Origin of the sequence: Actinomyces culturomici (genome assembly GCF_900499005.1) — a bacterium.
Classification (GTDB): Bacteria; Actinomycetota; Actinomycetes; order Actinomycetales; family Actinomycetaceae; genus Pauljensenia; species Pauljensenia culturomici.
This window is the reverse complement of the sequence record NZ_LS991317.1, coordinates 412968-438696: the sequence shown is the minus strand read 5'-3', so window position 1 is coordinate 438696 and position 25729 is coordinate 412968. Positions and strand designations below refer to the sequence as shown.

Genomic DNA, 25729 nt, shown 5'->3' with positions numbered 1-25729 from the left:
TAGGCCGGGCCTGCGAGGATGTCGCGATGACCGCCCTGCCCCCGCCCCCCGAAGCCCGGGAGATGCCCGCGCGCTCGACGCGGGCGGAAGTCCTCGAGGGCCTGCGGATCACGGCGCCCGCGGCCCTCGGATACGTGCCGCTCGGGCTCGCCTACGGGCTGCTCGTCGCGCAGTCGAACCTCCCGTGGTGGATGGCCCCGGCGCTCTCGGTCTCCGCGTACTCCGGGTCGGCCGAGCTCCTCATGGTGTCGCTCGCCTCGGCGGGAGCGCCGCTCGCGACGCTCGCGATCACGACGTTCCTCGTCAATTCGCGCCACCTCTTCTACGCGTTCTCCTTCCCCCTGTCCGTCGTCGAGGGACGGTTCGCGAAGTTCTACTCCGTGTACGCGCTCGTCGACGAGGCCTACGCCCTCACGGTCGCGCGCCCGCAGGGGTGGACGAAGCCGCGGATCCTCGCGATGCAGGTCCTCTTCCAGTCGACGTGGGTCGCCTCCGGCCTCGTCGGGGTCGGGCTCGGGTCGCTCCTACCCGGGACGATCCCCGGGCTCGACTTCGCGCTCTGTGCCATGTTCCTCACCCTCGCGCTCGACGCGGCGCGCACCCGCGCCGAGGTCCCCTCCCTCTTCCTCGCGGGCCTCGCCATGCTCCTCGCATGGTTCGCGGCGCCCGGGCAGTGGCTCATCGTCTCGCTCCTCCTCTTCGTCGCCCTCCTCGTCGCTCGATACGTGTGGGCGAAGTCGACAGGGCGGCTGCCCTCGGACGCGCGCGAGGACGGGGCCGGCGCCCGCTCACCCGGAGATCGAACGGGAGTCGAGGAATCCCCCGACGATCCCGCGAAGGGGGTCGATGCATGATCCCGCCGCTCCTCTACCTCCTCGCCGTCCTCGCGATCGTGTTCCTCATCGACCTCGCGCTGCGCGGCGTGCCCTTCCTCATCCTCCAGCCCCTGCGCGAGTCCCTCTTCGTCCGCACGATGGGCGAGTGGATGCCCGCGGGGATCCTCTTCGTCCTCGCCGCCGTCACCCTCCACTCCCACTACGTCGAGATTCCGGGCAAGGGCTGGGCCGCCGCCGTCGCGAGCGCGATCACGGTCGGCGCCCACCTCCTCGGAGGGCGCCGGATGATGCTCTCGATCGCGGCGGGCACGCTCTCCTACGTCGCGCTCCTCGCCCTCGTCTGAGCGCCACCGCCCCGTCCGAGCCCCGCCCCGCAACACGCGTTTGGCGGCTTTGTCGGTGTTTGGCGGCTTTGTCGGTGTTTGGCGGCGCAAATCGGGGCATTTTGACCCGCCAAACGTCAGGAAACACGCCAAACGCGTGTTGGGCGGGGCGGCGATAGGCTTCCCCCATGCGCACCTCGGCCTACGTCCAGCACTCCTGCACCGTCCACGAGTACCGGATCGACGTCCCCCTCGACCACTTCCGCGCGCCCGGCCCGGACAACCCGACGATCGAGGTGTTCGCCCGCGAGATCGTCCGGCGCGGCGGTGAGGATCTCCCGCGCCTCGTCTTCCTCCAGGGCGGCCCGGGCGGGAAGGGCCCGCGCCAGGGCGACTTCCGCGACGGCTGGATCGGGAAGGCCCTCGAAGACTTCCGCGTGATCCTCCTCGACCAGCGCGGCACCGGCCAGTCCACCCGCATGGACGCCCAGGCGCTCGCCGACCTCCCCTCCGACGAGGTCCGCGCCGATCGGCTCATGCTCTTCCGCCAGGACCAGATCGTCGCCGACGCCGAGGCGCTGCGCGCCGAGCTCGGGGTCACGAAGTGGACGACCCTCGGCCAGTCCTACGGCGGCTTCCTCACGCTCGCCTACCTGTCGACGGCGCCGGAGTCCATCGAAGCCTCCCTCATCACGGGCGGTCTTCCCGGCCTCGTCCACGTCGACGACATCTACCGCCTGACCTACGCGAAGACGGCCGCCCGCAACCGCTTCTACTTCGAGCGCCACCCCGACGACGAGCGCACCGTCCGCGAGATCGCCGCCCACCTGCGCGGCTCCGAGGAATACCTCCCGACCGGGGAGCGGCTCTCGACCGAGCGCTTCCGCATGATCGGCATGGGCCTCGGGATGCAGACGCGCACCGATCTCCTCCACTACCTCCTCGAGGGACCGTGGACGACCGTGCGCGGCGAGCGGCGCCTGAACGCCGAATTCCTCGAGAGCGTCGCCGCCGAGGTCGCCATGGCCCCGATGTACGGCGTCCTCCAGGAGGCGATCTACGCGTGCGCGACCCCGGCCCTCGCCGGCACCGCGACCGCCTGGTCCGCCGACCGGCTCGCCGAGGAGATCCCCGGCTTCGCGAAGGACGCCGACCCGCTCGACCTCTCCGAGCCCTACTACCTCACCGGCGAGCACATGATGCGCCGCATCTTCGACGAGGACCCGGGCCTCGCCCCGCTCGCCGCCACGACCGACCTACTCGCCGCGCGCACCGACTGGAGCGCCGTCTACGACCCCGAGCGCCTCGCGGAGAACACCGTGCCCGTCGCGGCCGCCGTCTACTACGACGACATGTTCGTCCCCCGCGAGCTCTCGCTCGCCACCGCCGAGGCCGTGCGCGGCACCCGCACCTGGGTGACGAACGAGTACCAGCACGACGGCGTCCGCGCCTCCGCCGGCAAGGTCTTCTCCCACCTCCTCGCCCTCGTCCGCGACTGACCGCCTCGCGCGCGCCTCTCCCTCGCCCCGCTCCCGATCGACGAGGGCGGGGCGGCGCGTCCCGCACGGGGAGATCCGTCGGGCGCTGCGCCCGATTCGCCTCCCCGGGCCGCGGCGCCGCCGCGGCCCGACCGGCGCCCGGCCCCGACCTCGTCGATCGATCGCCACCGGGGGCGCCCCGCGCGGACGGTCGCGCGCCTCACGCGGCTCCCCCTCGTCGCCGGGCGGGAGCGCCGGTACGCTGAGCGGGTACGCCGCCGGAGGGGCGGCCCACTGTCAGGAGGACGCGTTGAGCACCGAACCGATCTTCGAGGCCATCAACTGGAACCGCATCGAGGACGAGAAGGACCTCGAGGTCTGGGACCGCCTCACCGGCAATTTCTGGCTGCCCGAGAAGATCCCGCTCTCCAACGACATCCAGTCGTGGAAGACCCTCCACCCGGACGAGCAGCTCATGACGAACCGCGTGTTCACGGGCCTCACGCTCCTCGACACGCTCCAGGGCACGATCGGCGCGGTCTCCCTCATCCCCGACGCGCGCACCCCGCACGAGGAAGCCGTCCTCACGAACATCGCGTTCATGGAATCGGTCCACGCGAAGTCGTACTCCTCGATCTTCTCGACCCTCCTGTCGACCGAGGAGATCAACGAGTCCTTCCGCTGGTCGGAGGAGAACGAGGCGCTCCAGAACAAGGCCCGCATCGTGAAGTCGTACTACGAGGGCGACGACCCGGAGAAGCGGAAGGTCGCCTCGACGATGCTCGAGTCCTTCCTCTTCTACTCCGGCTTCTACGCCCCCATGTACTGGTCGGCGCACGCCAAGCTCACGAACACCGCCGACCTCATCCGCCTCATCATCCGCGACGAGGCCGTCCACGGCTACTACATCGGCTACAAGTACCAGGTCGCCTGCGCCGAGGCCTCCCAGGAGCGCCGCGACGAGCTCAAGGACTACACGTACTCCCTCCTCTACGAGCTCTACGAGAACGAGGAGCAGTACACCGAGGACCTCTACGACCCGCTCGGCCTCACCGAGGACGTCAAGAAGTTCCTCCGCTACAACGCGAACAAGGCCCTCATGAACCTCGGGTACGAGGCGCTCTTCCCGCACGACGAGACGAACGTCAACCCCGCGATCCTCGCGGCCCTTTCTCCGAACGCCGACGAGAACCACGACTTCTTCTCCGGTTCGGGCTCCTCCTACGTCATCGGCGAGATCGTCGACACCGAGGACGAGGACTGGGACTTCTGATGCTCGTCGTCACCACCCCCACCCTCGAGGGCCGACCGATCCAGCAGTACATCGGCATGGTCTCCGGGGAGACGATCACCGGCGTCAACCTCTTCAAGGACTTCGGGGCGGGCCTGCGCAACCTCGTCGGCGGGCGCTCGACGTCGTACGAGCAGGAGATCCAGCAGGCCGCGCAGACCGCGGTCGCCGAGATGTGCCAGCGCGCCGAGTCCCTCGGCGCGAACGCGATCGTCGGCTGCTCGATCGACTACTTCACGGCGGGCGCCGACAACGGCATGCTCGCGGCGATGGCGACGGGCACGGCGGTCGTCCTCTGAGGCTCGGGCGCGCCGCTCACTCGCTTGGGGGGAGCTCACCGATCGGTGAGCTCCCCCCGGGTCTTCTTCCCCGGACGATTACAAGCTTTAGGAGAGTTTTTCTATCGTCGATAAACTCTCCTAAAGCTTGTAAACTCGCTCCATGGACCCCTTGCGCAATCCGTATACGCCGAATGCCGGAGCCGCTCCCGAGGTTGTCGTCGGGCGCACGGACCAGCTCGCAGCATTCGACCTTCTCCTCGCTCGGCTGAAGAGGGGCAGAAGCGAACAATCGATGCTCATCACCGGCCTGCGCGGCGTCGGGAAGACCGTCCTGCTCGGACAATTTCGGAAGAAGGCCCTCTCCTCTCAGTGGGTTGTCATCGAGCTCGAAGTTTCCAAACACGACGACACCGCGTTCCGTCGCGAGATCGCAGCGAGAGTACGCACGGCGCTTCTCGAGCTGTCACCTCGGGCGAAGTGGAATGACCGCTTGCGACATGCCGCTGCCGTGCTCAAGAGCTTCCATCTCACGATGGATCCGGAGGGGAATCTCACCGCCGGGCTCGACATTGATGCAGCTGAAGGATACGGAGACCACGGCGACATTGCGATGGACCTCACCGACCTCCTCACCGCGCTCGGCGAGGCCGCCGCAGATCGCGAACGTGGGGTCGTCCTGCTGTTCGACGAAGTGCAGTTCCTCGACCGTGGGCAACTCGAGGCTCTCATCACGGCCCTTCACAAGATCGTTCAACGCGAGCTGCCCGTCACCCTCGTCGGTGCTGGATTGCCGCAGCTCGCTGAACTTGCCGGTGACGCCAAGTCCTACGCCGAGCGTCTTTTCACCTTCCCCAGTATCGGCAACCTCTCCGAAGGTGATGCTCGGGATGCCCTGCGGCTTCCCGCAGAAGCAGAGGACGCCGGTTTCACGAATGAAGCACTGGATCGCGCGGTCGACATCACCGGCGGATACCCCTATTTCCTTCAGGAGCTCGGATACGCGGTGTGGCCCTTGGCCGAGGGACCGATTATCGGATTGAGCGACATCGACGACGCACTCCCCGGCTATCAGGAGAAGCTCGATCAGTCCTTCTTCCGGGTCCGCCTCGATCGGACGACGGAGCTCCAATCCGCATATCTGCGGGCGATGGCCGAGCTCGGTCCGGGACCGCAACGTTCCCAGGACGTCGCCCATCTCCTCGGCAGAACCTCTCCGCAGATCGCCCCGACTCGTGCCGAGCTCATCAACATGGGCCTCCTCTACACTCCCGAGCACGGTAGCGCGGCATTCACCGTCCCTCACTTCGACGAGTACATGCGACGCGCATTCCCCGAGCTTCGGGTTCCCCCCCTGCGTTCACGGAAGAAGTCCGCCTCTTGACAGGCGATTCATAGACCCGTCCCACGGTTCTTCCAGGCGCGGCCCCTACCTTGATGTCATCACAAGGGAATACGGCTCCGGATCCGCCGCGGATCCCGTTGAAAGAGCCACGAGCGCTACAAGGAGACCATTCGGACGAACTCGCACTGTGTTGATGGGATGTCGTGAGGGGCCGGCCCGCAAGGGTCGGCCCCTCACGGCGTCCGGGGCGTCCTGCGCGGGCAGGGCGGGCAGGGCGCGGCCGGCTCCGAACGAGGCCGAAGCGGGGCGCAGGCGGGGCGCGAACGCCCGAAGCGACGGGCGGGAAGATCCCCTCGATGGAGCAAGGTGATGCTCTCGGCGGGCAAAGGTGATGCTTTCGGCGGAGGGAGAGGCCGGGGGAGGCGCGGTGGGGCCCGGGGAAATCCTCGAAAGAGGAGAAAAGGGCGAATCTAGAATCCCTCGAGCTCGACTCGACCGTTAGACTGGCCCGGTCGAGTGCTCCGCGTACCCGACCACCGACTATGCCCATCGGGCTGAGGAGAACAGACATGAGCATCTTCGACCGCTTCGAGAACGCCGTCGAGCGAGGCGTCAACGGCGCCTTCTCGCGCGTGTTCCGGTCGGGGATCAAGGCCGTCGACGTCAACTCCGCGATCCGCCGCGCGATGGACGACTCCGCGCAGGCGCTCTCCTCCGAGCGGACGATCGCCGCCAACCACTTCACCGTCCATGCCTCGCAGGCGGACTTCGACTCCCTCGAGGCCGACCTCGAGGTCCTCGCCGACGAGTTCTCCCAGCAGGCGACCGAGCACGCCTCCGCCTCCGGCTTCGCGCTCCTCGGACCCGTCGACGTCGAGTTCGTCGTCGATTCGGCCGAGCAGACCGGCCAGCTGCGCGTCGAGTCCTCGAACCGTCGGGGCGCCGCGGCCCCCGCGACCGCGTCCTCGCCCTCGCCCGAGCACCCGATCATCGACGTCGACGGGGAGAAGTGGCTGCTCACCGAGCCCGTCACCGTCATCGGCCGCGGCACCGAGGCCGACATCGTCGTCAACGACACCGGTGTCTCGCGCCGCCACCTCGAACTGCGGATCACGCCGACCGGCGTCATCGCCACCGACCTCGGCTCGACGAACGGCACCTTCGTCGAGGGCCACCGCATCGACGCCGCGACCCTCCTCGACGGCAACCAGATCGTCATCGGCCGCACCCGCATCTACTTCTGGACCCACCCCGAAACGGACGGCGATCGATGACGACGGACCTCGCCTTCACCGTCTTCCGCCTCGGGTTCCTCGTCCTCCTCTGGCTCCTCGTCCTCGGCGCGGTCAACACGCTGCGCCGCGACGTCTTCGGCACGGTCGTCACCCCGCGCGGCAAGGGCCGCAGGGAGGCCGACCAGCGCCGACGCGAATCCCGCCGGGGGCGCAAGGCCGAGGCCGCGGGCGGCGCCTCCGAGGCACCGCGCAACGTGCTCCTCACCGGCGGCCCGCTCGTCGGCACCGTGCTCCCCCTCGGATCGACCGCCATCGTCATCGGCCGCTCCCCCGCGTCGACCCTCGTCCTCGAGGACGAGTACGCGTCGAGCCGCCACGCCCGCCTCCAGCCGTCCGCAGAGGGCTGGTGGATCGAGGATCTCGGCTCGCGCAACGGCACCTACGTCGACGACGAGCGGCTCACCGAGCCCCGCCTCCTCCGCGCCGGCGACGTCGTCCGCATCGGCCAGACGACCCTCGAACTGGTGAGGTGATATGGCCTCCCAGCCCGTCGAATTCCACTTCGCCGCCCGATCCGACGTCGGGCTCGTGAGGAGCAACAACCAGGACTCCGGATACGCCGGGGCGAACCTCCTCGTACTCGCGGACGGAATGGGCGGACCGGCCGGCGGCGATATCGCCTCCTCGGTCGCCCTCGCGCACCTCGTGCCCCTCGACACCGACTCCCACCCGGCCGAATCGATGCTCCCGCTCCTGCGCGAGGCCCTCATGGACGCGCACGACGAGCTCTCCGACCGGTCGAAGCGCGACAAGGATCTCGAGGGCCTGGGGACGACGTGCATCGCCGTCATGCGCTCGGGCAACAAGCTCGCGATGGTCCACATCGGCGACTCGCGCGCCTACATGCTCCGCGGCGAGGCCCTCACGCAGGTGACGACCGACCACTCCTTCGTCCAGTACCTCGTCGAAACCGGCCAGATCACGCCGGAGGAGGCCGAGCACCACCCGAACCGCAACGTCGTCCTGCGCATCCTCGGCGACGCGCAGGCCGACGTCACCCCCGACGAGACGATGCGCGAGGCGATCCTCGGCGACCGCTGGCTCCTCTGCTCCGACGGCCTCTCCGGCGTCGTCTCCCCCGAGACGATCGGCTCGATTCTCGCGACGATCGAGGATCCGGGCGAATGCGCCGAGGAGCTCATCCGACTCGCCCTGCGCGCCGGCGGACCCGACAACATCACCTGCGTCGTCGCCGATATCGTCGCCCCCGGCTCCTTCCCGCCCGCGACCCCGCAGATCGTCGGCGCCGCCGCCATCGACCGCCACGCCGCCTCTCGCGGCGGAAGCGGAGCGGCCGCCCGAGCCGCGGCTCTGCGCCGCAATCGAGCCGTCGACCTCGACGAGGACGACGATCTCGACGAGGCCCCGCGCCGCCGCTGGCTCGCCCCGCTCCTCGCGCTCCTCGCCTCCGCGCTCGTCATCGGCGCCGGATGGCTCGGGTGGGCGTGGACGCAGACGCAGTACTACGTCATCGGTCAGGAGGGCTACGTCGTCATCCACCAGGGCATCCCCCAGTCGATCGGGGCCTGGGACCTCTCCCACGCGGTCGAGGTCACCGACATCGCCCTCGCCGATCTGTCGAGCGTCGACCGGCAGCGCCTCGAGACACCAGTCCTGCGCTCCTCGCGCGAGGCGATCGACGCCTACATCGAGCAGCTCCGTCAGTCCGTCGCGCGCTCGAAGCAGGCGAACGAGGCCGGGGCCGACGCCCAATCGGGCGCCCAGTCCGGCGCCGCTCAATCGGGCGCGCAGTCCGGCGCGACGGGGGTGAGCTGATGGCGACCGTCACCATCGCGCCCGCGCGCCCGAGGCGCGCCCTCGAGATCCTCCTCATGCTCCTCGCCCTCGCGGTCGGCGTCGGCGGCTACGCCCTCACGAGCATCAACCGGACCGGGCAGCTGCCCGCGAACCTCCTCATGCACCTGGGGATCCTCCTCGCCCTCGCGATCGTCGCCGAGGTCGGCGTCCACTGGCTCGCCCCCTACGCGGACCCCGTGATCCTCCCGATCGCCGTCGCCCTCACGGGCCTCGGGCTCGCGATGATCTACCGGCTCGACCTGTCGTACACCGCGCTCGACATGGCGACCGTGGGGCTCCGTCAGCTCCTCTTCGTCGGCGTCGCGATCGGCCTGGCCGCCCTCGTCCTCGTCGCCCTCAAGGATCATCGGACGCTGCGGCGCTACACCTACACCTTCGGCGTCCTCTCGCTTCTCCTCCTGCTCCTCCCGATGGTCCCGGGCCTCGGCTACGAGACCTACGGGGCGCGCGTGTGGATCCGCATCGCGGGGATGTCCTTCCAGCCGGGCGAGCTCGTGAAGATCACGCTCGCGATCTTCTTCGCCGGGTACCTCGTGACGAATCGCGACAACCTCGCGATCGGCGGGACCAAGTTCCTCGGGATGCGCCTGCCGCGCGCCCGCGACCTCGGGCCGATCCTCGTCGTCTGGCTCATCGGCGTCGCGATCCTCGTCCTCCAGCGCGACCTCGGGACCTCGCTCCTCTTCTTCGGTCTCTTCGTCGCGACCCTCTACGTCGCGACGAACAGGGTGTCCTGGCTCGTCATCGGCTTCCTCATGTTCGTTCCCGCGGTCTTCCTCGCGATCACAGCGTTCCCGCACGTCGCGAACCGCTTCTCCGTGTGGCTCCACGCCCTCGACACGGACGTCTACTCGCAGGCCGGCGGCTCCTACCAGCTCGTCCAGTCGCTCTTCGGACAGGCGTCCGGCGGGCTCATGGGCACCGGCTGGGGGCGCGGCTACCCGCAGCTCGTCCCGCTCGCGAACTCCGACTTCATCCTCTCCTCGCTCGCCGAGGAGCTCGGTCTCACCGGCCTCATGGCGATCCTCGTCCTCTACCTCGTCCTCATCGAGCGGGGGATGCGCGCGGCGATCTCCGTGCGCGACGGCTTCGGGAAGCTCCTCGCGACGGGCCTTTCCTTCTCCCTTGCGATTCAGCTCTTCGTCGTCCTCGGCGGCATCACCAGGCTCATCCCGCTCACCGGGCTCACAGCGCCCTTCCTCGCGGCCGGCGGCTCCTCGATGGTGTCCTCGTGGCTGACGGTGGCCCTCCTCATCCGCGTCTCCGACGCGGCCCGACGCCCGGCCGCCTCGCCGGCCCCGTGGAACTCCGGAATTCACCCCTCCCTCGCCGAAGGGGAGGCGCGCGCATGAATCACCAGATCCGACGCCTCTTCATCCTCGTCCTCGCGATGTTCGCCCTCCTCGGCATGGCCGCGACGAACAACCAGTTCTTCCAAGCACCCTCGCTCAACGCCGACTCGCGCAACGAGCGGACGATCCTCCACGCCGCGGAGACCGACCGCGGCCCGATCATCGTCGACGGCACCGCGATCGCCTCCTCCCAGCGGGTCGAGGGCTCCAAGCGATTCCAGCGAACCTACTCGCAGGGCCCCCTCTACGCCTCGGTGACGGGCTTCTTCTCCGCCGCGTTCTCGCAGGCCACCGGCCTCGAAGCGGCCGCCGAGTCGACCCTCGACGGCCAATCGCAGGCCCTCCTCGGCCAGCGGCTCCACAACCTCTTCACCGGCGCGAACCGGCAGGGCGGCGGCGTCGTCCTCACCCTCGACCCCGCGCTCCAGCAGATCGCCGCCGAGCAGCTCGGGAACCGCAAGGGCGCGGTCGTCGCCCTCGACGCGAAGACGGGCGCGATCCTCGCCCTCTACTCCTCTCCCTCCTACGACCCCAACGCGCTCGCCGCCTTCGACTCGGCCGCCGTCGACGGGGCGCACACGAAGCTCCTCGACGACCCCTCGAAGCCGCTCGTCAACCGCGCGATCGCCGGGGACCGCTACGCACCGGGCTCGACTTTCAAGATCCTCACCTCGATCGCCCTCATCGAGAACGGCATCGCGACCCCCGAGACGACGCTCGAGTCCCCCGTCTCGACGGTCCTCCCGGGCACGCAGACGACCGTGTCGAACATCGAGTCCTCGACCTGCGGCGACGGGAACCCCACGCTCGCCGAGGCATTCGCGCGCTCGTGCAACACGACCTTCCTCCTCGCCTCCGAGAAGCTCACGCACGATCAGCTCGCCGGCGTCGCCGCCCGCTTCGGCTTCGGCGACGACCTCTCGATCCCGCTCGCGGTCACGTCCTCGTCCTTCCCGGCCGAGACGGACGCCGCCCAACTCGCGATGTCCGCGATCGGCCAGTTCTCCGTGCAGGCGACGCCGATGGAGATGGCGATGATCGCCCAGGCGATCGCGAACGACGGAACGATGATGAACCCGTACCTCATCGCCCAGGTCGTCGACGTGGACCTCGCGGTCCAGTCGGAGACGACCCCCTCGGTCCGCTCGAACCCCGTGACGCCCGAGGTCGCGAACCAGATCACCGAGATGATGAAGGGCGTCGTCTCCCAGTCCTACGGGACCGGCACGTCCATGGCGATCGACGGCGTGTCCGTCGCCGCGAAGACCGGCACCGCCGAGACCGGCGTCGACGGACGGGCGAACGCCTGGGCCGTCGGATTCGCGCCCGCCGACGACCCGCAGATCGCGTTCGCCGTTCTCGTCGAAGGCGACGACTCCGACCCCGCGCCGCACGGCGGCACGGTCGCCGGCCCCATCGCACGGGCCCTCCTGGAAGCGGGGCTGCGATGACGAAGAACAGCGCCGGACGCGTCCTCGGCGGGCGCTACACGCTCCTCGCCCCCATCGCCCAGGGCGGCATGGGCGAAGTCTGGAAGGCCCGCGACCGGGTCACCGGGCGCCTCGTCGCCGCGAAGATCCTGCGCGCCGAGCTCTCCGGAGAGGAGCTCTCCCTCTCGCGCCTGCGCCTCGAAGCCCGCAACGCGATGAGCGTCCAGCACCCGAACATCGCGAACGTCCAGGACTCCGGCGAGGAGGACGGACGCGGCTGGATCGTCATGGAGCTCGTCGACGGCCTCCCCCTCACCCACTTCCTGCGCGGCGGCGCCCGGATCGGCGCCGAGGATCTCCTCCCCGTCCTCATGCAGGTCGCGATGGCCCTCGGCGCGGCCGCGAGCGCCGGCGTCGTCCACCGCGACATCAAGCCGGCGAACATCCTCGTGAGGCCCGACGGGATGGTGAAGCTCACCGACTTCGGGATCTCGCGGGCGACCGACCAGGTCGACCTCACCGCCGCCGGCATGGTGATGGGCACCGCCCAGTACCTCCCGCCCGAGCAGGCGATGGGCGAGAAGGCGACCTCGATCGGCGACCTCTACGCGCTCGGCGTCATCGCCTACGAGGCGGTCGCGGGCCGTCGCCCCTTCACCGGCGACACCCAGGTCGATATCGCGTTCTCCCACGTCAACGACCCCGTGCCGCCGCTCCCGGCGGACGTGCCCGGCCCGTTCGCCGATGTGATCCTCCATCTCCTCGAGAAGAACCCCGCGAAGCGGCCGGAATCGGGCCTCGCCCTCGTCCGCGAGCTCTCCGCCGCGGCGAAGGCGATGGGCGTTCCCGTCCGCCCGCACCCGCTGCCCGAACCCGCCGACGAGGAGTCGGCCGCCGAAGCCGTGCCGCCCACGCCGCGCGCCCCCTTCCGCCCCGTCGCGCCCGTCCACCACGTCCCCAAGCGGACGCTGCCCGCCGACCTCCTCGTCGCCCCCGCCGCGCTCTCCGCCGACGAGGCCGATCCCGGTTCAACGAGCCCGGGCGACTCGAGCGGCGCCCCGGAGGCCGCCCGCGCCGACGCCCCCGTCGGCCCGGAATCCGCGGACTCCGCCGACCCGCGCCTCGACCTCCCCGCCGCGGCGACCTCGTCGGCGGCCCCCGATTCGAGCGCGCCGCAGACCACCGGGGACCCGGTCGCCGACCGGCGCGCCGCCCTCGCCGCCCGCCTCAAGGAGCGCGCCGAAGCCCGCCGATTCGCCGACGCCGCGCGCGCCGCTGAGAAGGAGAACGAAGCGCGGGAGGCCGCCGAACGCGCCCGGCGCGCGGAGGATGAGCGGACCCGCGCCGCCGCCCGATCCGCGAAGACGCCCGCCCCGAAGGAGGCCGCCGTCGACTCCGCGCGCGATCGCGGAGCGGACGACCGACCCCGTCGCACCGCGCCGTCGCGCGCCCGCGGGACCGGCTCCCGCTCCGCCGAACCGTCCGGATTCCCCCTCCGGGAGCGCCGCGGCCCCGCCCTCGTCACCCGATGGCACTCCCTCGACGCGCGCAACCTGCGCGCCGACGAGTCCGGGCCCGCCGCGCCCACCGCCTACAACCGGTCGAGCGTCGCGCCGCCGGTCCCCCTCGGCCGCCGCATCGCGCGCGCCGTCCTCATCGCCCTCGTCGTTCTCGCGATCGTCGCGATCATCGCCTTCGCGATCCACCACATGCTCGGGTCCCTCACGTCGATCGTCGGCGAGGGACGCCCCGTCCTCGAGGAGGTTCTCACATGGCCGAGTCCATGGGCCGCCGTCTAGCCGGCAGGTACGAAGTGCGCTCGCTCATCGGGCGCGGAGGGATGGCCGAAGTCCACCTGGGCTTCGACACCCGCCTCTCCCGGATCGTCGCGATCAAGATGCTGCGATCCGACCTCGCGCGCGACTCCGTGTTCCAGGCGCGGTTCCGCCGCGAGGCGCAATCCGCGGCCTCCCTCAACCACCCGAACATCGTCGCCGTCTACGACACCGGCGAGGAGATGGTCGCCGGCCCCGACGGGCGCGGCGTCTCCGTCCCCTACATCGTCATGGAGTACGTCGAAGGCCACACGGTGAAGGAGCTCCTCGCCGACGGGACGCCCGTCCCGATCAACGAGGCGGTCTCGATCGTCTCCGGCGTCCTCTCCGCCCTCGAGTACTCGCACTCCCAGCAGCTCGTCCACCGCGACATCAAGCCGGGCAACATCATGCTCACCGGCGACGGCAAGGTGAAGGTGATGGACTTCGGCATCGCCCGCGCCCTCACCGACTCGCAGGCGACGATGACGCAGACGAACGCCGTCGTCGGCACCGCCCAGTACCTCTCCCCCGAGCAGGCGCGCGGCGAGCAGGTCGACGCCCGCTCCGACCTCTACTCGACAGGCGTCGTCCTCTTCGAACTCCTCACCGGCCGCCCGCCCTTCACCGGCGACTCGGCCGTGGCCGTCGCCTACCAGCACGTTCAGCAGCTCGCCCCCACGCCCTCGTCGATCACCCCGGACGTCCCCGAGGCGCTCGACCGCGTCGTCATGAAGGCGCTCGCGAAGGACCGCGAGGACCGCTACTCCTCGGCCGGCTCCATGCTCGCCGACCTCATGCGCGCGACCCGCGGCGGGCGCGTCAACGCACCCTCGGCCGCCGTCTGGGCCGACACCGTCCCCATGGCCGCCGCGGGCGCGCCCACGCAGACGCTCCCCGCCGCGCCCGGCTACGCGCCCGTCTCGACCGCGACCTCGACGATCGCGCCGGTCGCCCCTCAGGAGGAGCCGAAGAAGAAGCGGACCGGCCTCATCGTCAGCCTCGTCCTCGTCGCCCTCCTCCTCGTCGGCGCCGCCTGGTGGGGCCTCACGCAGATGACGAAGTCCCCCGAGATGGTGAACGTCCCCGACAACCTCGTCGGCATGAGCCAGGCCGAGGCGAAGTCCGCCGTCGAGGCCGCCGGCCTCGTCTTCGCGGTCTCCGACCAGACCGTCGCCTCCGACACGATCGAGGAGGGCAAGGTCGCCGAGGTCGACCCCTCGTCCGGCGCCTCCGTCGAGGTCGGCTCGACCGTCACCGCGACGCTCTCCTCCGGCTCCGACTCGGTGACGATCCCCGACAACCTCGTCGGCATGAGCCCCGACGCCGCCCAGCAGGCCGTCGAAGCGCTCGGCCTCGTCTGGTCCCTCTCGAGCGACACCGTCTCGAGCGACACCGTGGAGGCCGGGAAGATCGCGCAGGTGAGCCCCCATGGCGGCAAGCAGGTGAAGAAGGGCTCCACCGTCACCGGCTACGCCTCCTCCGGCGCGAAGACCACGACGGTCCCCAACCTCACCGGCATGACGCAGGACCAGGCGCGCGAGGCCCTCTCGGCCGCCGGCCTCAAGATGGGCAACGTCTCGACCTCCGACGACGCCTCCCAGAAGGAGGGGCTCGTCCTCTTCACGACCCCCGCATCCGGGGAGACCGCGAACAAGGGCGACTCCATCGCCCTCACCGTCGCCTCCGGCAAGGTCGTCATCCCCGACACCCTTGTCGGCTACGAGCAGTCCTCCGTCGTCGCCGCCCTCCAGGCGCTCACCCTCAACGTCACCGTCGTCGAGCAGTACTCCGACACGGTCGACGCCACCGCGGTGATCTCCGTCAAACCGGGCGAGGGCTCCGTCGTCGCGCAGAACTCCTCGGTCACCGTCACGGTCTCCAAGGGCAAGCAGCCGACCTCGAACTCGGCGAACTCGAACTCCTCCACCACCTCGAACAACGGGAACGGGAACTCGTCGAACGGGAACTGAGCGAACGCACGAGGGGGGCGGGCCGGATCACCGGCCCGCCCCCTCCGTTTCAGCGAACGCGCGGCTCCGACCTCGTCGATCCCGAATCGCTCACGAGCGGATCCGCCGACCGAGGACCCCGGGAACCCGAGTGGTCAGAGCGCGGCGCGCGGGGCGACGACGGGCGCGAGGGAGGACGCCCGCGCGGGGGCGCCCTCATCGCCGCACGCCGCGAGCCAGTTCGCGAGCATCCGATGCCCCTGCTCGGTCATCACCGACTCCGGGTGGAACTGGACGCCCTCGAGCGGGGCGGAGCGGTGGCGCACCCCCATGACGATGCCGCTCGCCGTCGCCGCGCTCACCTCGAGGCAGTCGGGGATCGTCTCCGGCTCGATCGCGAGCGAGTGATAGCGGGTTACCGTCAACGGGTTCTTCACCCCCGCGAAGACGCCGCGCCCATCGTGCTCGATGACCGAGGTCTTCCCGTGCATGAGCTCGGGCGCATGGGACACCGTCGCCCCGAAGTACTCGCCGAGCGCCTGATGCCCGAGGCATACGCCGAGCATCGGGATGCCCCTGGCGGCGCACTCGCCGATCGTCTCCAGCGACGCGCCCGCGCCCCTCGGATCGCCCGGCCCCGGGGAGACCAGGACGCCGTCGAAACCGCGCTCGGGCCATCGGGGGTCCACCGCGTCGTTCCGCACGACCTCGACCTGCGCGCCCAGATGACGGAGGTAGCCGACGATCGTCCACACGAACGAGTCGTAGTTGTCGATGCAGAGGATGCGCGCCACGCGGGCCCCCTTCGTATCCCTTCTCGTATCCGGCCCGCCTCAGACCGAGGCTGAACCGAGGTTGAGATAATCCTGCACCCACGGGTAGCCCCAGGTGAACAGCGCCCATACTGCGGCCGCCACGAGGACGAGCGCCTCGATCACTTTCAACCAGATCGGTCCGGGCAGGTGGCGGAAGATCCATGCGTACACGGGATGACCTCCTTCTCGTTCTCGGGGTGCGTCGGAGTCAGGCTGTCGGTTCGTCGACGAGTTCGGCGGGAACACCGCTGCTCTTCGGCGTCCACGACGCGAACTTCAAATGGACGATGTAGCGCTGCGAGTTGCCGTACTCCGGGTGGCAGGTCGTCATCGTCATCCAGCGCTCTGTCGGCGTCTGCGACCACGTGAGGTCGCCGATGACAGGTGCAACGACCCGGATGTTCGTCGGATCATCCGCGTCAACGATCTCGTAGGAGGCAACCTTGTAGACGACGTAGTAGTCGTCGACCTCGACGACGACCGGATCGCCCTCCTTCAGGCGGTCGATCCAGCGGAAGTTGTTGCCGTAGGTGCGGCGGTGCCCGGCGACCGAAAAGTTCCCGATCTCACCGACCTGCGCACTCTCCTCGTAGTGGCCCGCGTATCCGTTGTCGAGGACGAAGGTCGATGTCGTCTCCGCCAAGGGGATGCGCATCCAGTTCCACGAGGGCACGTGGATGAGCCCGTAGATCTCGTTCGCCCCCGGACCCTGCGCGAACGCCGGAGGATCGTCGGTACGGGTCTCCCCCGCCGACTTCGTCACCGGTTCGTGCGCCTGCGCATAGGTCGCGACCGCCTGCGCGCGCGGCCCCTCGACCTTGAAAGACGTCCAGTAGAGCTGCCAGAAGGCAAAGCCCGCGAGCACAAGGGCCGCCGTAATAAGAAGCTCGCCGACAACGCCGAGGATCACGGCGCCGACCGACGGCTTCGCGCGCCTGCGGGCATGGGCCGCCCTGGTCATCGGAACGGTCATGTCAGTCCACCACCTGTGCGTAGGAGTTCGTCGTCTTCGCGGTCGCCGCGGGAATCTCAAGCTTATCGTTCGTCCGCATGTCCCACCCGAGACCGTAGAGGGCGACGTAGGCCTTGTAGTTGACAATACGAGGATTCGCGTCAACCTTCGCGCGCAACTGCGCCGGATCGCCGATCGCCTCGATGACGTAGGGAGGAGAGAAGGACTCCCCGTCAACGAGGATGACGTTCCCGATGCACCGGATGACCGTCCGCCCCGTGACGCGCACGCCCTGAACGGTCATCGCCTCCGCGCCACCGTTCCACAGCGCGTTCATCACGTCCTCGATGTCCTGCTGGTGGATGACGAGGTCGTTCGCGGTCGCCCCATCCGGGATCGTCTCGAGGTTCGCGTCGGTGAGGGTGATCGTCACGCCGGGGCCCGTCACCGGCTGCGTCGCGAGCGCGGGCACCGACGCGGTTGCCTCGGTCGAGGCGGAGGTCCCGTAGGAGTCGACTTCGCGACGCAGCCCCGACACCTGGGAGTCGAGCGCCGACACGTCCTTCTGCGCGGAGCGGACGAGCGAGAGGATCCCCGTGTCCGTCGGCGCCCCGGCGCTCGTCCGGTTCGTCTCCGCGGAGATCGTGAAGAGCATCCCCGACGCGAGGGTGACGACGAGGACGGAGGCGGCGGCCCGGGGGGAGGAGGGGAGGAAGCGCGACCATCCCCTCCGACTCCCCGCGCCGAGTCCGGCGGGGATCCGGTGGGAGGGGGTCGTCCGATCATCGGGGCGCCCCTTCGCCGCAGCGCGCCGACTCCGCTTCGCCTCTCGGGCGGCGGCCTCGTCGGCGCGGGCGCGCCCGGCGCGCGAGCGCGGCGCGGAACTCGGCGGGGGCGTTGAGGGATCGACGCCCGGCCCGCTGCGCGCGCGCTGCGGATCATCCGTCATGTCCACCCCCGTGTCGTGGTTTCGCGTGCCGATACTCGAAGACTACGCTACGAGCAGTGCCCATCCCGCGGCACGCCCGCCCTGTCGTGATTGAGGAGTGACGTGGCCGAGTCGAAGAAGCGCAAGAAGGACGGCAAGGAGGCCTCGGACGACACCGAGCTCCACGCCTGGACCGAGGGCATCCCGCTCAGCCCCCGCTGGTGGGCCCCCGCCTTCGTCACACTGCTGCTCCTGGGCCTCGTGTGGCTGATGGTCTACTACATCTCCTCGGGCGCCTACCCGATCCCGAAGATCACGTGGTGGAACATGGTGATCGGCCTGGGGATCATGATGGTCGGATTCCTCATGACGCTGCGCTGGCGCTGAGCCCGCGGCGTTCTTCCACGGGGAGCCGACTCCCCGTTCGTTTCGACGGCTGCGCCCGTCCGCGTTCGACGCGGGCGGGCGCTTCCGCGTTCCCGGGGTTCGGGCCCGGCAGTTCGCGGCCCTTCGCATTCACGGCCCCGCCCTCGTCGACCACGCCGGGCGAGGACGAAGCCGGGCGTCCGCTCGGACCCAGCGACCGCGGACGCCGGACTTATCCACAGGCGAATGCACACCTGGGGATGAATGACACCGATGTGATTCCCATAGGTGGGGTCGGGCCGAATCATCGGCCCGACCCCACCTATTCAGCGCTTTTCAGCCGAGAACCTCGAAGATCACCCGATAGGTGAGCGCGATGGCCGCGGCCTCTGCGACGAACAATCCACAGGTTATCCACAAGGCGCGACGCTCCTGTGCACGAGCGGTGACCCCGGCGCGCGGACGGGCGACTCGCAGGTAGATCCACGTGACGAGGAGGCCCATGAGTAGACCCCCCACGTGCGCCTGCCACGAGACGCCCGGCGAGATGAATCCGTAGAGAAGGTTGACCGCGAGAAGGGCGATGACCGAGCGCGTGTCCAGCCCGGCCTCGCGCTGGAGGACGAAGATCGCGCCGAAAAGGCCGAACACCGCGCCCGAGGCGCCCACCGTCGCCGTTCCCAGGGTCGAAGGCTGAACGATGCCCCAGGCGAGCACCGCAGCCGACCCGGCGATCGCGGAGAGCGCGTAGAGCGACGCGAAGCGCCAGTGTCCGAGGACCGGCTCGAGCGACCTGCCCACCCAGTAGAGGGCGAGCATGTTGAACGCGAGGTGGAGGAGTCCGCCGTGGAGGAACGCCGTCGTGAGGAAGCGCCACGGCTGGACGTAGCCCGTCCCCGGGGTGAAGAGCATGAGGCGCTCGAGCGAGGGGACGACGTAGCCAGCCGCGAAAACCGCGACGCACACGGCGACGAGGGCGTGGGTGACGATCGGCCCGCGCGCCAGGGTCCGCGCGCGCGTCCTCCCGGCGCAGTCGACGCAGATCGAGCGGACTTCGGTGCGGATCGCGCACTCGGGGCACATCGGCCGGTTGCAGCGCTTGCAGTAGTCGACCGATCGGACGCCCGGATGGCGCGGGCATTCAGGCGCCGCATTCGCATTCGAGCGCTGACCGTAGGTCGGCATCGACATGGTGTCCTCCTGGGAAAGGCCGATGGAATGCGGCCGCGGGGCTGGGCCTGCGCCCCGCCCCGCGGTACCGAGTCGGATCCGACTCAGTCGGAGATCTCGACGGACTCGATGACGACGTCCTCGACGGGGCGGTCGTTACGGCCGGTCGCGGCAGTCGCGATGGCGTCGACGACGTCCTTCGAGGCCTGGTCGACGACCTTGCCGAAGATCGTGTGGTTGCCGAGGAGCCACGGCGTCGGCGCGACGGTGATGAAGAACTGCGAGCCGTTCGTGCCCTTGCCCATGCGCTTGCCGGCGTTCGCCATGGCGAGGAGGTAGGGCTCGTTGAAGTTGAGCTCGGGGTGGATCTCGTCGTTGAAGACGTAGCCCGGACCACCGGTGCCCGTGCCGAGCGGATCGCCGCCCTGGATCATGAAGCCGGAGATCACGCGGTGGAAGATCGTGCCGTCGTAGAGGGGGCGTGTCGTCTTCTGGCCGGTCGACGGATCGGTCCACTCGCGCTCGCCGCGGGCGAGGGCGACGAAGTTCTCGACGGTGTGGGGGGCGTGGTGGGGGAACAGTTCGAGGACGATGTCGCCCTTCGAGGTGTGCAGTGTCGCTTCCATGCCCCCATGCTCCCAGATTCGGTGCCTTCCGGCACCGGATGCGCGCTCCACTCCTCCCTCTGTGGGCTGCAGATCACATCGCTTCGTTGCACAATAGGAGGAAGCGGCGCATTCCCGCGCCGCGCCCCACCAGACGATTCGGAGACATCATGGTCAACACGCCGAACTTCGACACGGACAAGCTGCGCACCGAGGCGCTCCAGCTGCGCGATGCCGTCGCCGTGCAGGCCGGCCGGATGGCCGTGCGCGCCGCCGACCTCGCCGAGCAGGGCGTCGACTGGGCCGCGCCGCGCGCCCAGGCCGCCCTCGCCACCGCGATCGAGCGCGCGACCCCCGTGGTCGAGGACGCCGCCGACCGCGCCCAGGCCGCCGTCGATCGCGCCCGCCCGGTCATCGAGCAGGCCCGCACCGACCTCGTCGACGACTATCTCCCGCGCATCAACCGCGCCGTTCAGGAGGGCAGCGCGGCCCTCTCCGGCGAGGGGGCCCTCACCGACCGCGCGCGCCGCGCGTCCGAGGTCGCCCAGGCCGCCCTCGTCACCCCGACCGCGAAGGTGAAGCCGAAGCGCCGCTTCCTCCGCGCGATCGGATGGACCGCGCTCGCCGGCACGATCGCCGGGGCGGGCTACGTCCTGTGGAAGCGGAGCCAGCCGATCGAGGATCCGTGGGCCGAGGAGTACTGGGCCGATCTCGAGACCGACTCCTTCGTCCCCGAGGCCGAGGCGGAGAAGGTCGCCGACGCGGTCCAGGAGAAGGCCGAGGATGTGAAGGACGCCGTCGAGGAGAAGATCGAGGACGTCAAGGACGCGGTCGAGGAGAAGGTCGAGGACCTCGAGGACTGATCGCGTCCCGCGCCGAGCGGCGCGGCGCCGAACGAGCGGGGGAGCCCCGGACGAGCGATCGTCCGGGGCTCCCCCGCGTTCTTCACAGGTGCGCGGTCGGCCCGCTCCCCTGGATTCGTCGGCCTCTCACTCGATGCCGAGGAGCGTCCTCAGGACGGTCCCGACCCCGTCCTCGTTGTTCGAGGGGGCGACGTACGCGGCGGCGGCGACGACGTCGTCGTGGGCGTTCGCCATCGCGAAGGACCAGTCGGCCTCCTCGAGCATCGCGATGTCGTTGTGGAAGTCGCCGAAGGCCGCCGTGCGCTCGCGGCTGACGCCGAGGCTCTTCTGGAGGGCGCGGACGGCCAGCCCCTTGTCGATCCCGCGGATCTGCAGGTCGGCCCAGTGAGCGCCCGAGGGCGCGTAGGCGTGCGTCTCGGCGAAGCGCGCGAGGGTGCGCTCCGCGAGGGGCCCGACCGGGTCGAGGCACATGACGGCCATCTTCACGATGTCGTCGTCGAGTTCCCCGGACTCCATGCGCCGAAGGACCTCGTGCTGATCGTCGACCTTCGCAGTGCGGTGGTAGTAGGGGAGCACCCCGGAGACGAAGGGGTCGTCGTGGCGCTCGACGTAGGCCGACCGCTTGCCGCAGAGGACGAGTCCTCCATCGATCCCGTCGGCGACGGCGGCGCGGACGTAGTCGATCGCCGCATCGATGGTCGCGTGATCGAGAGGACTGGACGAGATCTCCTTCCCGTCCTTCATGACGATCGCGCCGTTCTCTCCGATGACGGTCATGCCGGGCCTGCCGGGGAACATGTCGAGGAGCGTCCAGACCTGTCGCCCGGAGGCGGGCGCGAAGACGACGCCGCGCTCGTCGAGGGCGTCGAGGAGCGCGTCGATGCCCGGCGGGAAGCGCTTCGCGTCGTCGAGGAGCGTGCCGTCCATATCGACCGCGACGAGGCCGAGGTCGGTCGTTCCGGCGTAGGGGGAGAGATCTGTGGGCTGCGCGAGGGTCATGCCCCGATTGTCCCCGATCCGGCGCGCCGATGCGATGGGAGCCGCGCCCCGGGGCCCAGGGAGATCCCCTCGATGGAGCAACGTGATGGGCGGTTTCAGGTGGTGAGTGCAACGCCTTGAGTGTGTGGGGTGGTTGCTGTGGGTTTTCGTTGTTCTGAGGCGGTTCGCCGCCAGGTGTTGGATCTGCTGATTGAGGGGGTGCCGGTTAGGCAGGTGCATNCTTTTATCGCTCTCGTGTTTGCGTTTCTATCCTGCACTCAGCGCGTTCATCGTCTATCTGTTCTTCTTGGTGCCCGCCTCTCCCGTCTTACGCCTTCCTTTTTTTTTTTAATTGCCCGGCCCCCCCCGAGTTCCCCCCCTCTCTATTCGTCGGCAGCGTCAGATGGATATAATCCTCAGCGCCATGCGCGCCCAGGTGGTCCTCCGCGCCTTCGCGGCCGCGACGAACCTCCTCGTCCCCAGGCGCCTCTTCGTCCTCGTCCGCCCCTCCGCCGCCCGGGGGATCGACGAGGACGGGGCGGCGCGCCGACTCGCGGAGGCCCTCGGACGCCTCCTCACGGGCTTCGGCGCCCGCGCCGAGATCCTCGACTCCCGGCCCGAGGCGATCGACGAGGACGCCGTCCTCGTCCTCCTCGACGCCTCGACCGCACCGATGCCGGGACGGATCGCGGTCCTCGCCGACCCGGTCGGCCCCATCCGCGTCCTCGGCCCCGACGGAACGCCGCTCACCGACCCCTACGATCCGGACAACGCCCCCGATTGGGCGGAGCGCCGCCTCGAATGGGCGCGCCGATTCATGCCGGTGACGGCGAGGGGCGTCGGCGACCTCGCCGACTCGGGCCTCCTCACCGGCAGGCGCATCGGCCTCGCCCTCGTCCTCGAGCCGAAGACCGCGGTCCTCGCCCTCCTCCTCGCCGAGGCGGGCGCGCGGGTCGCCGTCTTCGGGCACGCCGAGGAGACGCGCGAGGACGTGGCCGCGGCGCTGCGGGCCCGCAGGCTCGAGGTGTTCGCCGAGGCGGACGCCGACGCCGCGCGCGAGGAGGAGCTCGCGCGCGCGTTCCTCGCGACCTCCCCGGAGTTCCTCCTCGACGACGGCTCGCACCTCATCCGCATGGCCCACGACCCCGAGCGGGCCCCCGGCGCCCTCGACGCGCTCCTCGGGGCGGCGGAGGAGACGACCTCGGGCATCCGGCCCCTGCGCGGCTTCCCCCTGCGCGTCCCCGTCGTCGCCTCGAACGACGCGCGCTCGAAGACCCTCTTCGACAACGCCTACGCGACCGGGCAGTCGTGCCTCCTCACGGTCCTCGACCTCCTCGACCCCGCCCGCGTCGGCTCGCCGATCCTCGAGAAGCGGGTGACGATCATCGGCTACGGGGACGTCGGAACGGGATGCGCGCGCTTCGCCGCCGCGTGCGGCGCGCTCGTCACCGTCGTCGAGATCGACCCCGTGCGCGAACTCCGCGCCCGCCTCGACGGATACGAGACCGCGAACCTCCTCGAGGCCTGCGCGAACGCGGATCTCGTGATGTCGGCGACCGGCGAGCCCGCGACCCTCCCGGTCGAGGCGCTCTCCGCCCTTCCGAACGGGGCCGCCGTCGCCGTCGCGGGCGGCGTCGCCGGCGAAGTCGGCATCGTCGAAGCCCTCGAGAGGGGCTGGACCTGGGAGGAGGCGCCGTCCCGCGCCGTCGGGCTCCTCACCTCGCCCGCCGGGCGGACCCTCCGCATCCTCGACCGGGGCGCCTGCATCAACTGCACCGCCGGGGAGGGCAACCCCATCGAGATCATGGACATGAGCTTCGGGGTCCAGGTCGAGGCCCTGCGCCTCCTCCTCGAGCGCTCGCAGGATCTGCGCCCCGGCCTCGTCCCCCTGCCGAAGGACGCCGACGACCGCGTTGCGCGACGGGCACTGGGCGACCAGGATGACTGAGCGTCGAAGCGAAACGAGGAGGAGCCCCATGTCCGACGTCCAGGTGTGGTCCGCGGGCCTCGTCATCCCCATCACCGCCCCCTCGGTGATGGACGGGGCGGTCGCCGTGCGCGACGGGCGGATCGAGCACGTCGGCGCCCGCGACTGGGTCCTCGAGACCCTCGCCGAGCGCGGACTCGACTTCGAGGAGCGCCGCTTCAAGGGGGTCCTCATGCCCGGCCTCGTCAACGCGCACACCCACCTCCAGTACACGGGAATGGCCGAGGTCGGGGCCCGGAACTACGCGGGCTTCCCCGACTGGATGCGCTCCTTCGACGAGGTCTACGACCGCGGCGGACTCGACTTCCGCGCCCACGCCGCCGCCGGCGCCCGGATGCTCCTCGAGGCGGGGACGACCTCGGCCGCCGACGTCGTCACCGACCCGGAGGCCGCGAGCGCCCTCCACGACGCGGGACTTCACGGCGTCGCCTACTGGGAGGTCATGGGCTGGTCGAACGCCGACTGGCGCGAGCGCGGACCGGCCACCGTCGACGCCGCCCTCGACGCGATGCCGACCCCGCCGGGCGTCGGCGTCTCCCCCCACGCCCCGTACTCGCTCGAGGCCGACCCGCTCCTCGACCTCCCCGACCTCGCGCGCAGGCGCGGGATGCGCCTCCACATCCACCTCGGCGAATCCCACTCGGAGGCCGAATGGTCGGAGGGCCGCACGAGCGAGCTCTCCGACCTGTGGAGGAGCGGCGACTCGTCCTCGTTCACCGCGATGCGGGCGCGCGGCGGCGGATTCTCCGCCACCCAGTTCGTCGACCAGCTCGGCGTCCTCGGCCCCGACTGCCACGTCGCCCACGGCGTCTACATGACCGCCGACGACCGCCGACGCCTGCGCGCGCGCTCGACCGCGGTGGCGCTGTGCCCGAGGTCGAACCGGGTGATCGGGCTCGACGCACCGCCCGTCGCCGCCTACCTGTCCGAGGGCAACCTCATCGCCGTCGGCACGGACTCCCTCTCCTCCTCCCCCTCGCTCGACGTCCTCGAGGACGTCGCCGTCCTCTTCGACCTCGCGCGCGCCCAGGGCTACCGCTCCTCCGACCTCGCGCGCCGGCTCCTCGACGCCGCGACCCTCGGCGGCGCGCACGCGATGGGCCTCGCGACCGGCCCGAACCGGATCGGCCAGCTCCAGGCGGGCGCGGTCGCCGACATGACCGTCATCGACGTCCCCGTCTCCGACGTCGTCGGCACGATCGAGGACGTCGCCCGCCACGGCGCCGGCCGCCAGGTCGAGACCGTCGTGGCCGGCGCCGTCCGGTGGACCGCCGAAGGAGGCCTCGCATGAGCACCCCCTCGACTCCCGCGAGCCCCCGGGCCCTCGACCTGGTCGCCGCCCTCGACCTCGAACCGCATCCCGAGGGCGGCTGGTTCCGCCGCACGTGGACCGCGCCCGCCCGCGTCGACACGGCCAACGGCGAGAGGGCGACGGCCTCGGCGATCCTCTTCCTCCTCGACGAGGACATGGAGGCCGCCTGGCACGTCGTCCGCTCCGACGAACTGTGGCTCTGGCACGGGCCCGGCCGCCTCGAGATCGACCTCGGCGGCACCGGGGACGCGCCCGCCGAGCCGCGGCGCGTCGTCCTCGCCTCCCCCGTCCCCGCGTCTCCGATCGACGAGGGCGCGGCGGGCGCTCGAGGAACGGGGGCGACGGACGCCTCGAATCCCGTGCAGCTCCTCGTCCCCGCGGGCGTCTGGCAGCGGACCGTCGCCCGCGGCGGCCCGGCGCTCGCGACGTGCGTTGTCTCACCCGAGTTCTCCTACGAGGACTGGAAACTCGCGGAAGACGACGCCTGAATCCGTGACGAAGGTCCGGGGTGCGGACGCTCGTTCGCGGTCCGGGAATCCCG

At 70.4% G+C, this 25729-nt stretch carries 25 protein-coding genes; 18 read left to right on the top strand and 7 right to left on the bottom strand.

Features of this window, described 5'->3' with window-relative positions; genetic code table 11:
• Window positions 1-26 precede the first annotated feature (26 nt).
• From DY157_RS09060 to pknB, 13 genes are all read left to right on the top strand, one after another.
• A complete protein-coding gene (locus DY157_RS09060) occupies window positions 27-854 on the top strand; it encodes an AzlC family ABC transporter permease (protein ID WP_235827152.1) in 828 nt (275 codons plus the stop codon).
• Entirely contained in the window at window positions 851-1180 is a 330-nt protein-coding gene (locus DY157_RS09055; protein ID WP_174232149.1) for a branched-chain amino acid transporter permease, read from the top strand. The genes DY157_RS09060 and DY157_RS09055 overlap by 4 nt, the downstream gene beginning before the upstream one ends.
• A gap of 167 nt (window positions 1181-1347) precedes the next feature.
• Window positions 1348-2658 carry an alpha/beta fold hydrolase gene (locus DY157_RS09050; protein ID WP_115728310.1) on the top strand — a complete coding sequence of 437 codons (1311 nt, stop codon included), beginning with the start codon at window positions 1348-1350 and terminating at the stop codon, window positions 2656-2658.
• Window positions 2659-2947: 289 nt separating this feature from the next.
• Complete coding sequence (nrdF, locus tag DY157_RS09045) at window positions 2948-3910, top strand: class 1b ribonucleoside-diphosphate reductase subunit beta (protein WP_115728309.1); 963 nt, start codon at window positions 2948-2950, stop codon at window positions 3908-3910.
• On the top strand, window positions 3910-4227 hold the full coding sequence (locus tag DY157_RS09040) for a YbjQ family protein (RefSeq protein WP_115728308.1): 318 nt from the start codon (window positions 3910-3912) through the stop codon (window positions 4225-4227). Before nrdF ends, DY157_RS09040 begins: the two co-directional genes overlap by 1 nt.
• Before the next feature lie 142 nt (window positions 4228-4369).
• Window positions 4370-5590 carry an ATP-binding protein gene (locus DY157_RS09035; RefSeq protein WP_115728307.1) on the top strand — a complete coding sequence of 407 codons (1221 nt, stop codon included), beginning with the start codon at window positions 4370-4372 and terminating at the stop codon, window positions 5588-5590.
• Window positions 5591-6120: 530 nt separating this feature from the next.
• On the top strand, window positions 6121-6825 hold the full coding sequence (locus tag DY157_RS09030; protein WP_115728306.1) for an FhaA domain-containing protein: 705 nt from the start codon (window positions 6121-6123) through the stop codon (window positions 6823-6825).
• Window positions 6822-7319: an FHA domain-containing protein FhaB/FipA gene (locus tag DY157_RS09025; protein ID WP_115728305.1), complete on the top strand. Its 498-nt coding sequence runs from the start codon at window positions 6822-6824 to the stop codon at window positions 7317-7319. The genes DY157_RS09030 and DY157_RS09025 overlap by 4 nt, the downstream gene beginning before the upstream one ends.
• Window position 7320: 1 nt before the next feature.
• Window positions 7321-8622 carry a PP2C family protein-serine/threonine phosphatase gene (locus tag DY157_RS09020; protein WP_115728304.1) on the top strand — a complete coding sequence of 434 codons (1302 nt, stop codon included), beginning with the start codon at window positions 7321-7323 and terminating at the stop codon, window positions 8620-8622.
• A complete protein-coding gene (locus DY157_RS09015) occupies window positions 8622-10016 on the top strand; it encodes an FtsW/RodA/SpoVE family cell cycle protein (protein ID WP_115728303.1) in 1395 nt (464 codons plus the stop codon). Before DY157_RS09020 ends, DY157_RS09015 begins: the two co-directional genes overlap by 1 nt.
• Entirely contained in the window at window positions 10013-11467 is a 1455-nt protein-coding gene (locus DY157_RS09010; RefSeq protein ID WP_115728302.1) for a peptidoglycan D,D-transpeptidase FtsI family protein, read from the top strand. Before DY157_RS09015 ends, DY157_RS09010 begins: the two co-directional genes overlap by 4 nt.
• Complete coding sequence (locus DY157_RS09005; protein WP_115728301.1) at window positions 11464-13245, top strand: serine/threonine-protein kinase; 1782 nt, start codon at window positions 11464-11466, stop codon at window positions 13243-13245. The genes DY157_RS09010 and DY157_RS09005 overlap by 4 nt, the downstream gene beginning before the upstream one ends.
• Window positions 13218-15233 carry a Stk1 family PASTA domain-containing Ser/Thr kinase gene (gene pknB, locus DY157_RS09000; protein WP_115728300.1) on the top strand — a complete coding sequence of 672 codons (2016 nt, stop codon included), beginning with the start codon at window positions 13218-13220 and terminating at the stop codon, window positions 15231-15233. Before DY157_RS09005 ends, pknB begins: the two co-directional genes overlap by 28 nt.
• Window positions 15234-15367: 134 nt before the next feature.
• Here the strand turns inward: pknB and DY157_RS08995 are convergent, their stop codons facing one another.
• From DY157_RS08995 to DY157_RS08985, 4 genes are read right to left on the bottom strand one after another with little or no spacing between them, the layout of a single operon-like run.
• Window positions 15368-16006 carry an anthranilate synthase component II gene (locus DY157_RS08995; protein WP_115728299.1) on the bottom strand — a complete coding sequence of 213 codons (639 nt, stop codon included), beginning with the start codon at window positions 16004-16006 and terminating at the stop codon, window positions 15368-15370.
• 39 nt (window positions 16007-16045) lie between these two features.
• Complete coding sequence (locus tag DY157_RS11480; protein ID WP_174232148.1) at window positions 16046-16198, bottom strand: hypothetical protein; 153 nt, start codon at window positions 16196-16198, stop codon at window positions 16046-16048.
• 37 nt (window positions 16199-16235) lie between these two features.
• On the bottom strand, window positions 16236-16988 hold the full coding sequence (locus DY157_RS08990) for a class E sortase (RefSeq protein WP_407923473.1): 753 nt from the start codon (window positions 16986-16988) through the stop codon (window positions 16236-16238).
• Window positions 16989-17001: 13 nt separating this feature from the next.
• Window positions 17002-17928, bottom strand: coding sequence for a DUF881 domain-containing protein (locus tag DY157_RS08985; protein WP_407923470.1), 927 nt, complete (start codon window positions 17926-17928; stop codon window positions 17002-17004).
• A gap of 102 nt (window positions 17929-18030) precedes the next feature.
• Between DY157_RS08985 and DY157_RS08980 the strand changes: the two genes are divergently transcribed.
• Entirely contained in the window at window positions 18031-18294 is a 264-nt protein-coding gene (locus DY157_RS08980) for a cell division protein CrgA (RefSeq protein WP_115728297.1), read from the top strand.
• A gap of 315 nt (window positions 18295-18609) precedes the next feature.
• Here the strand turns inward: DY157_RS08980 and DY157_RS08975 are convergent, their stop codons facing one another.
• Together DY157_RS08975 and DY157_RS08970 are read right to left on the bottom strand one after the other, a co-directional pair.
• The gene (locus tag DY157_RS08975; protein WP_235827149.1) at window positions 18610-19464 is read right to left on the bottom strand and encodes a rhomboid family intramembrane serine protease; all 855 of its coding nucleotides are present in this window, start codon (window positions 19462-19464) and stop codon (window positions 18610-18612) included.
• A gap of 83 nt (window positions 19465-19547) precedes the next feature.
• On the bottom strand, window positions 19548-20069 hold the full coding sequence (locus DY157_RS08970) for a peptidylprolyl isomerase (RefSeq protein WP_115728296.1): 522 nt from the start codon (window positions 20067-20069) through the stop codon (window positions 19548-19550).
• Window positions 20070-20218: 149 nt separating this feature from the next.
• Between DY157_RS08970 and DY157_RS08965 the strand changes: the two genes are divergently transcribed.
• Window positions 20219-20911 carry a hypothetical protein gene (locus DY157_RS08965; RefSeq protein ID WP_235827148.1) on the top strand — a complete coding sequence of 231 codons (693 nt, stop codon included), beginning with the start codon at window positions 20219-20221 and terminating at the stop codon, window positions 20909-20911.
• A gap of 126 nt (window positions 20912-21037) precedes the next feature.
• On the opposite strand, the gene DY157_RS08960 is transcribed toward DY157_RS08965, so the two are convergent.
• Complete coding sequence (locus DY157_RS08960) at window positions 21038-21910, bottom strand: Cof-type HAD-IIB family hydrolase (protein WP_115728295.1); 873 nt, start codon at window positions 21908-21910, stop codon at window positions 21038-21040.
• Window positions 21911-22313: 403 nt separating this feature from the next.
• Here DY157_RS08960 and DY157_RS08955 point away from each other — a divergent pair, with 403 nt between their 5' ends.
• The 3 genes from DY157_RS08955 to DY157_RS08945 are packed head-to-tail and all read left to right on the top strand — an operon-like array spanning window position 22314 to window position 25676.
• Window positions 22314-23837: an adenosylhomocysteinase gene (locus tag DY157_RS08955; RefSeq protein WP_235827146.1), complete on the top strand. Its 1524-nt coding sequence runs from the start codon at window positions 22314-22316 to the stop codon at window positions 23835-23837.
• 28 nt (window positions 23838-23865) lie between these two features.
• Complete coding sequence (locus DY157_RS08950; protein WP_115728293.1) at window positions 23866-25167, top strand: amidohydrolase family protein; 1302 nt, start codon at window positions 23866-23868, stop codon at window positions 25165-25167.
• Complete coding sequence (locus DY157_RS08945; protein WP_115728292.1) at window positions 25164-25676, top strand: cupin domain-containing protein; 513 nt, start codon at window positions 25164-25166, stop codon at window positions 25674-25676. The genes DY157_RS08950 and DY157_RS08945 overlap by 4 nt, the downstream gene beginning before the upstream one ends.
• The last annotated feature ends 53 nt before the right edge of the window (window positions 25677-25729 follow it).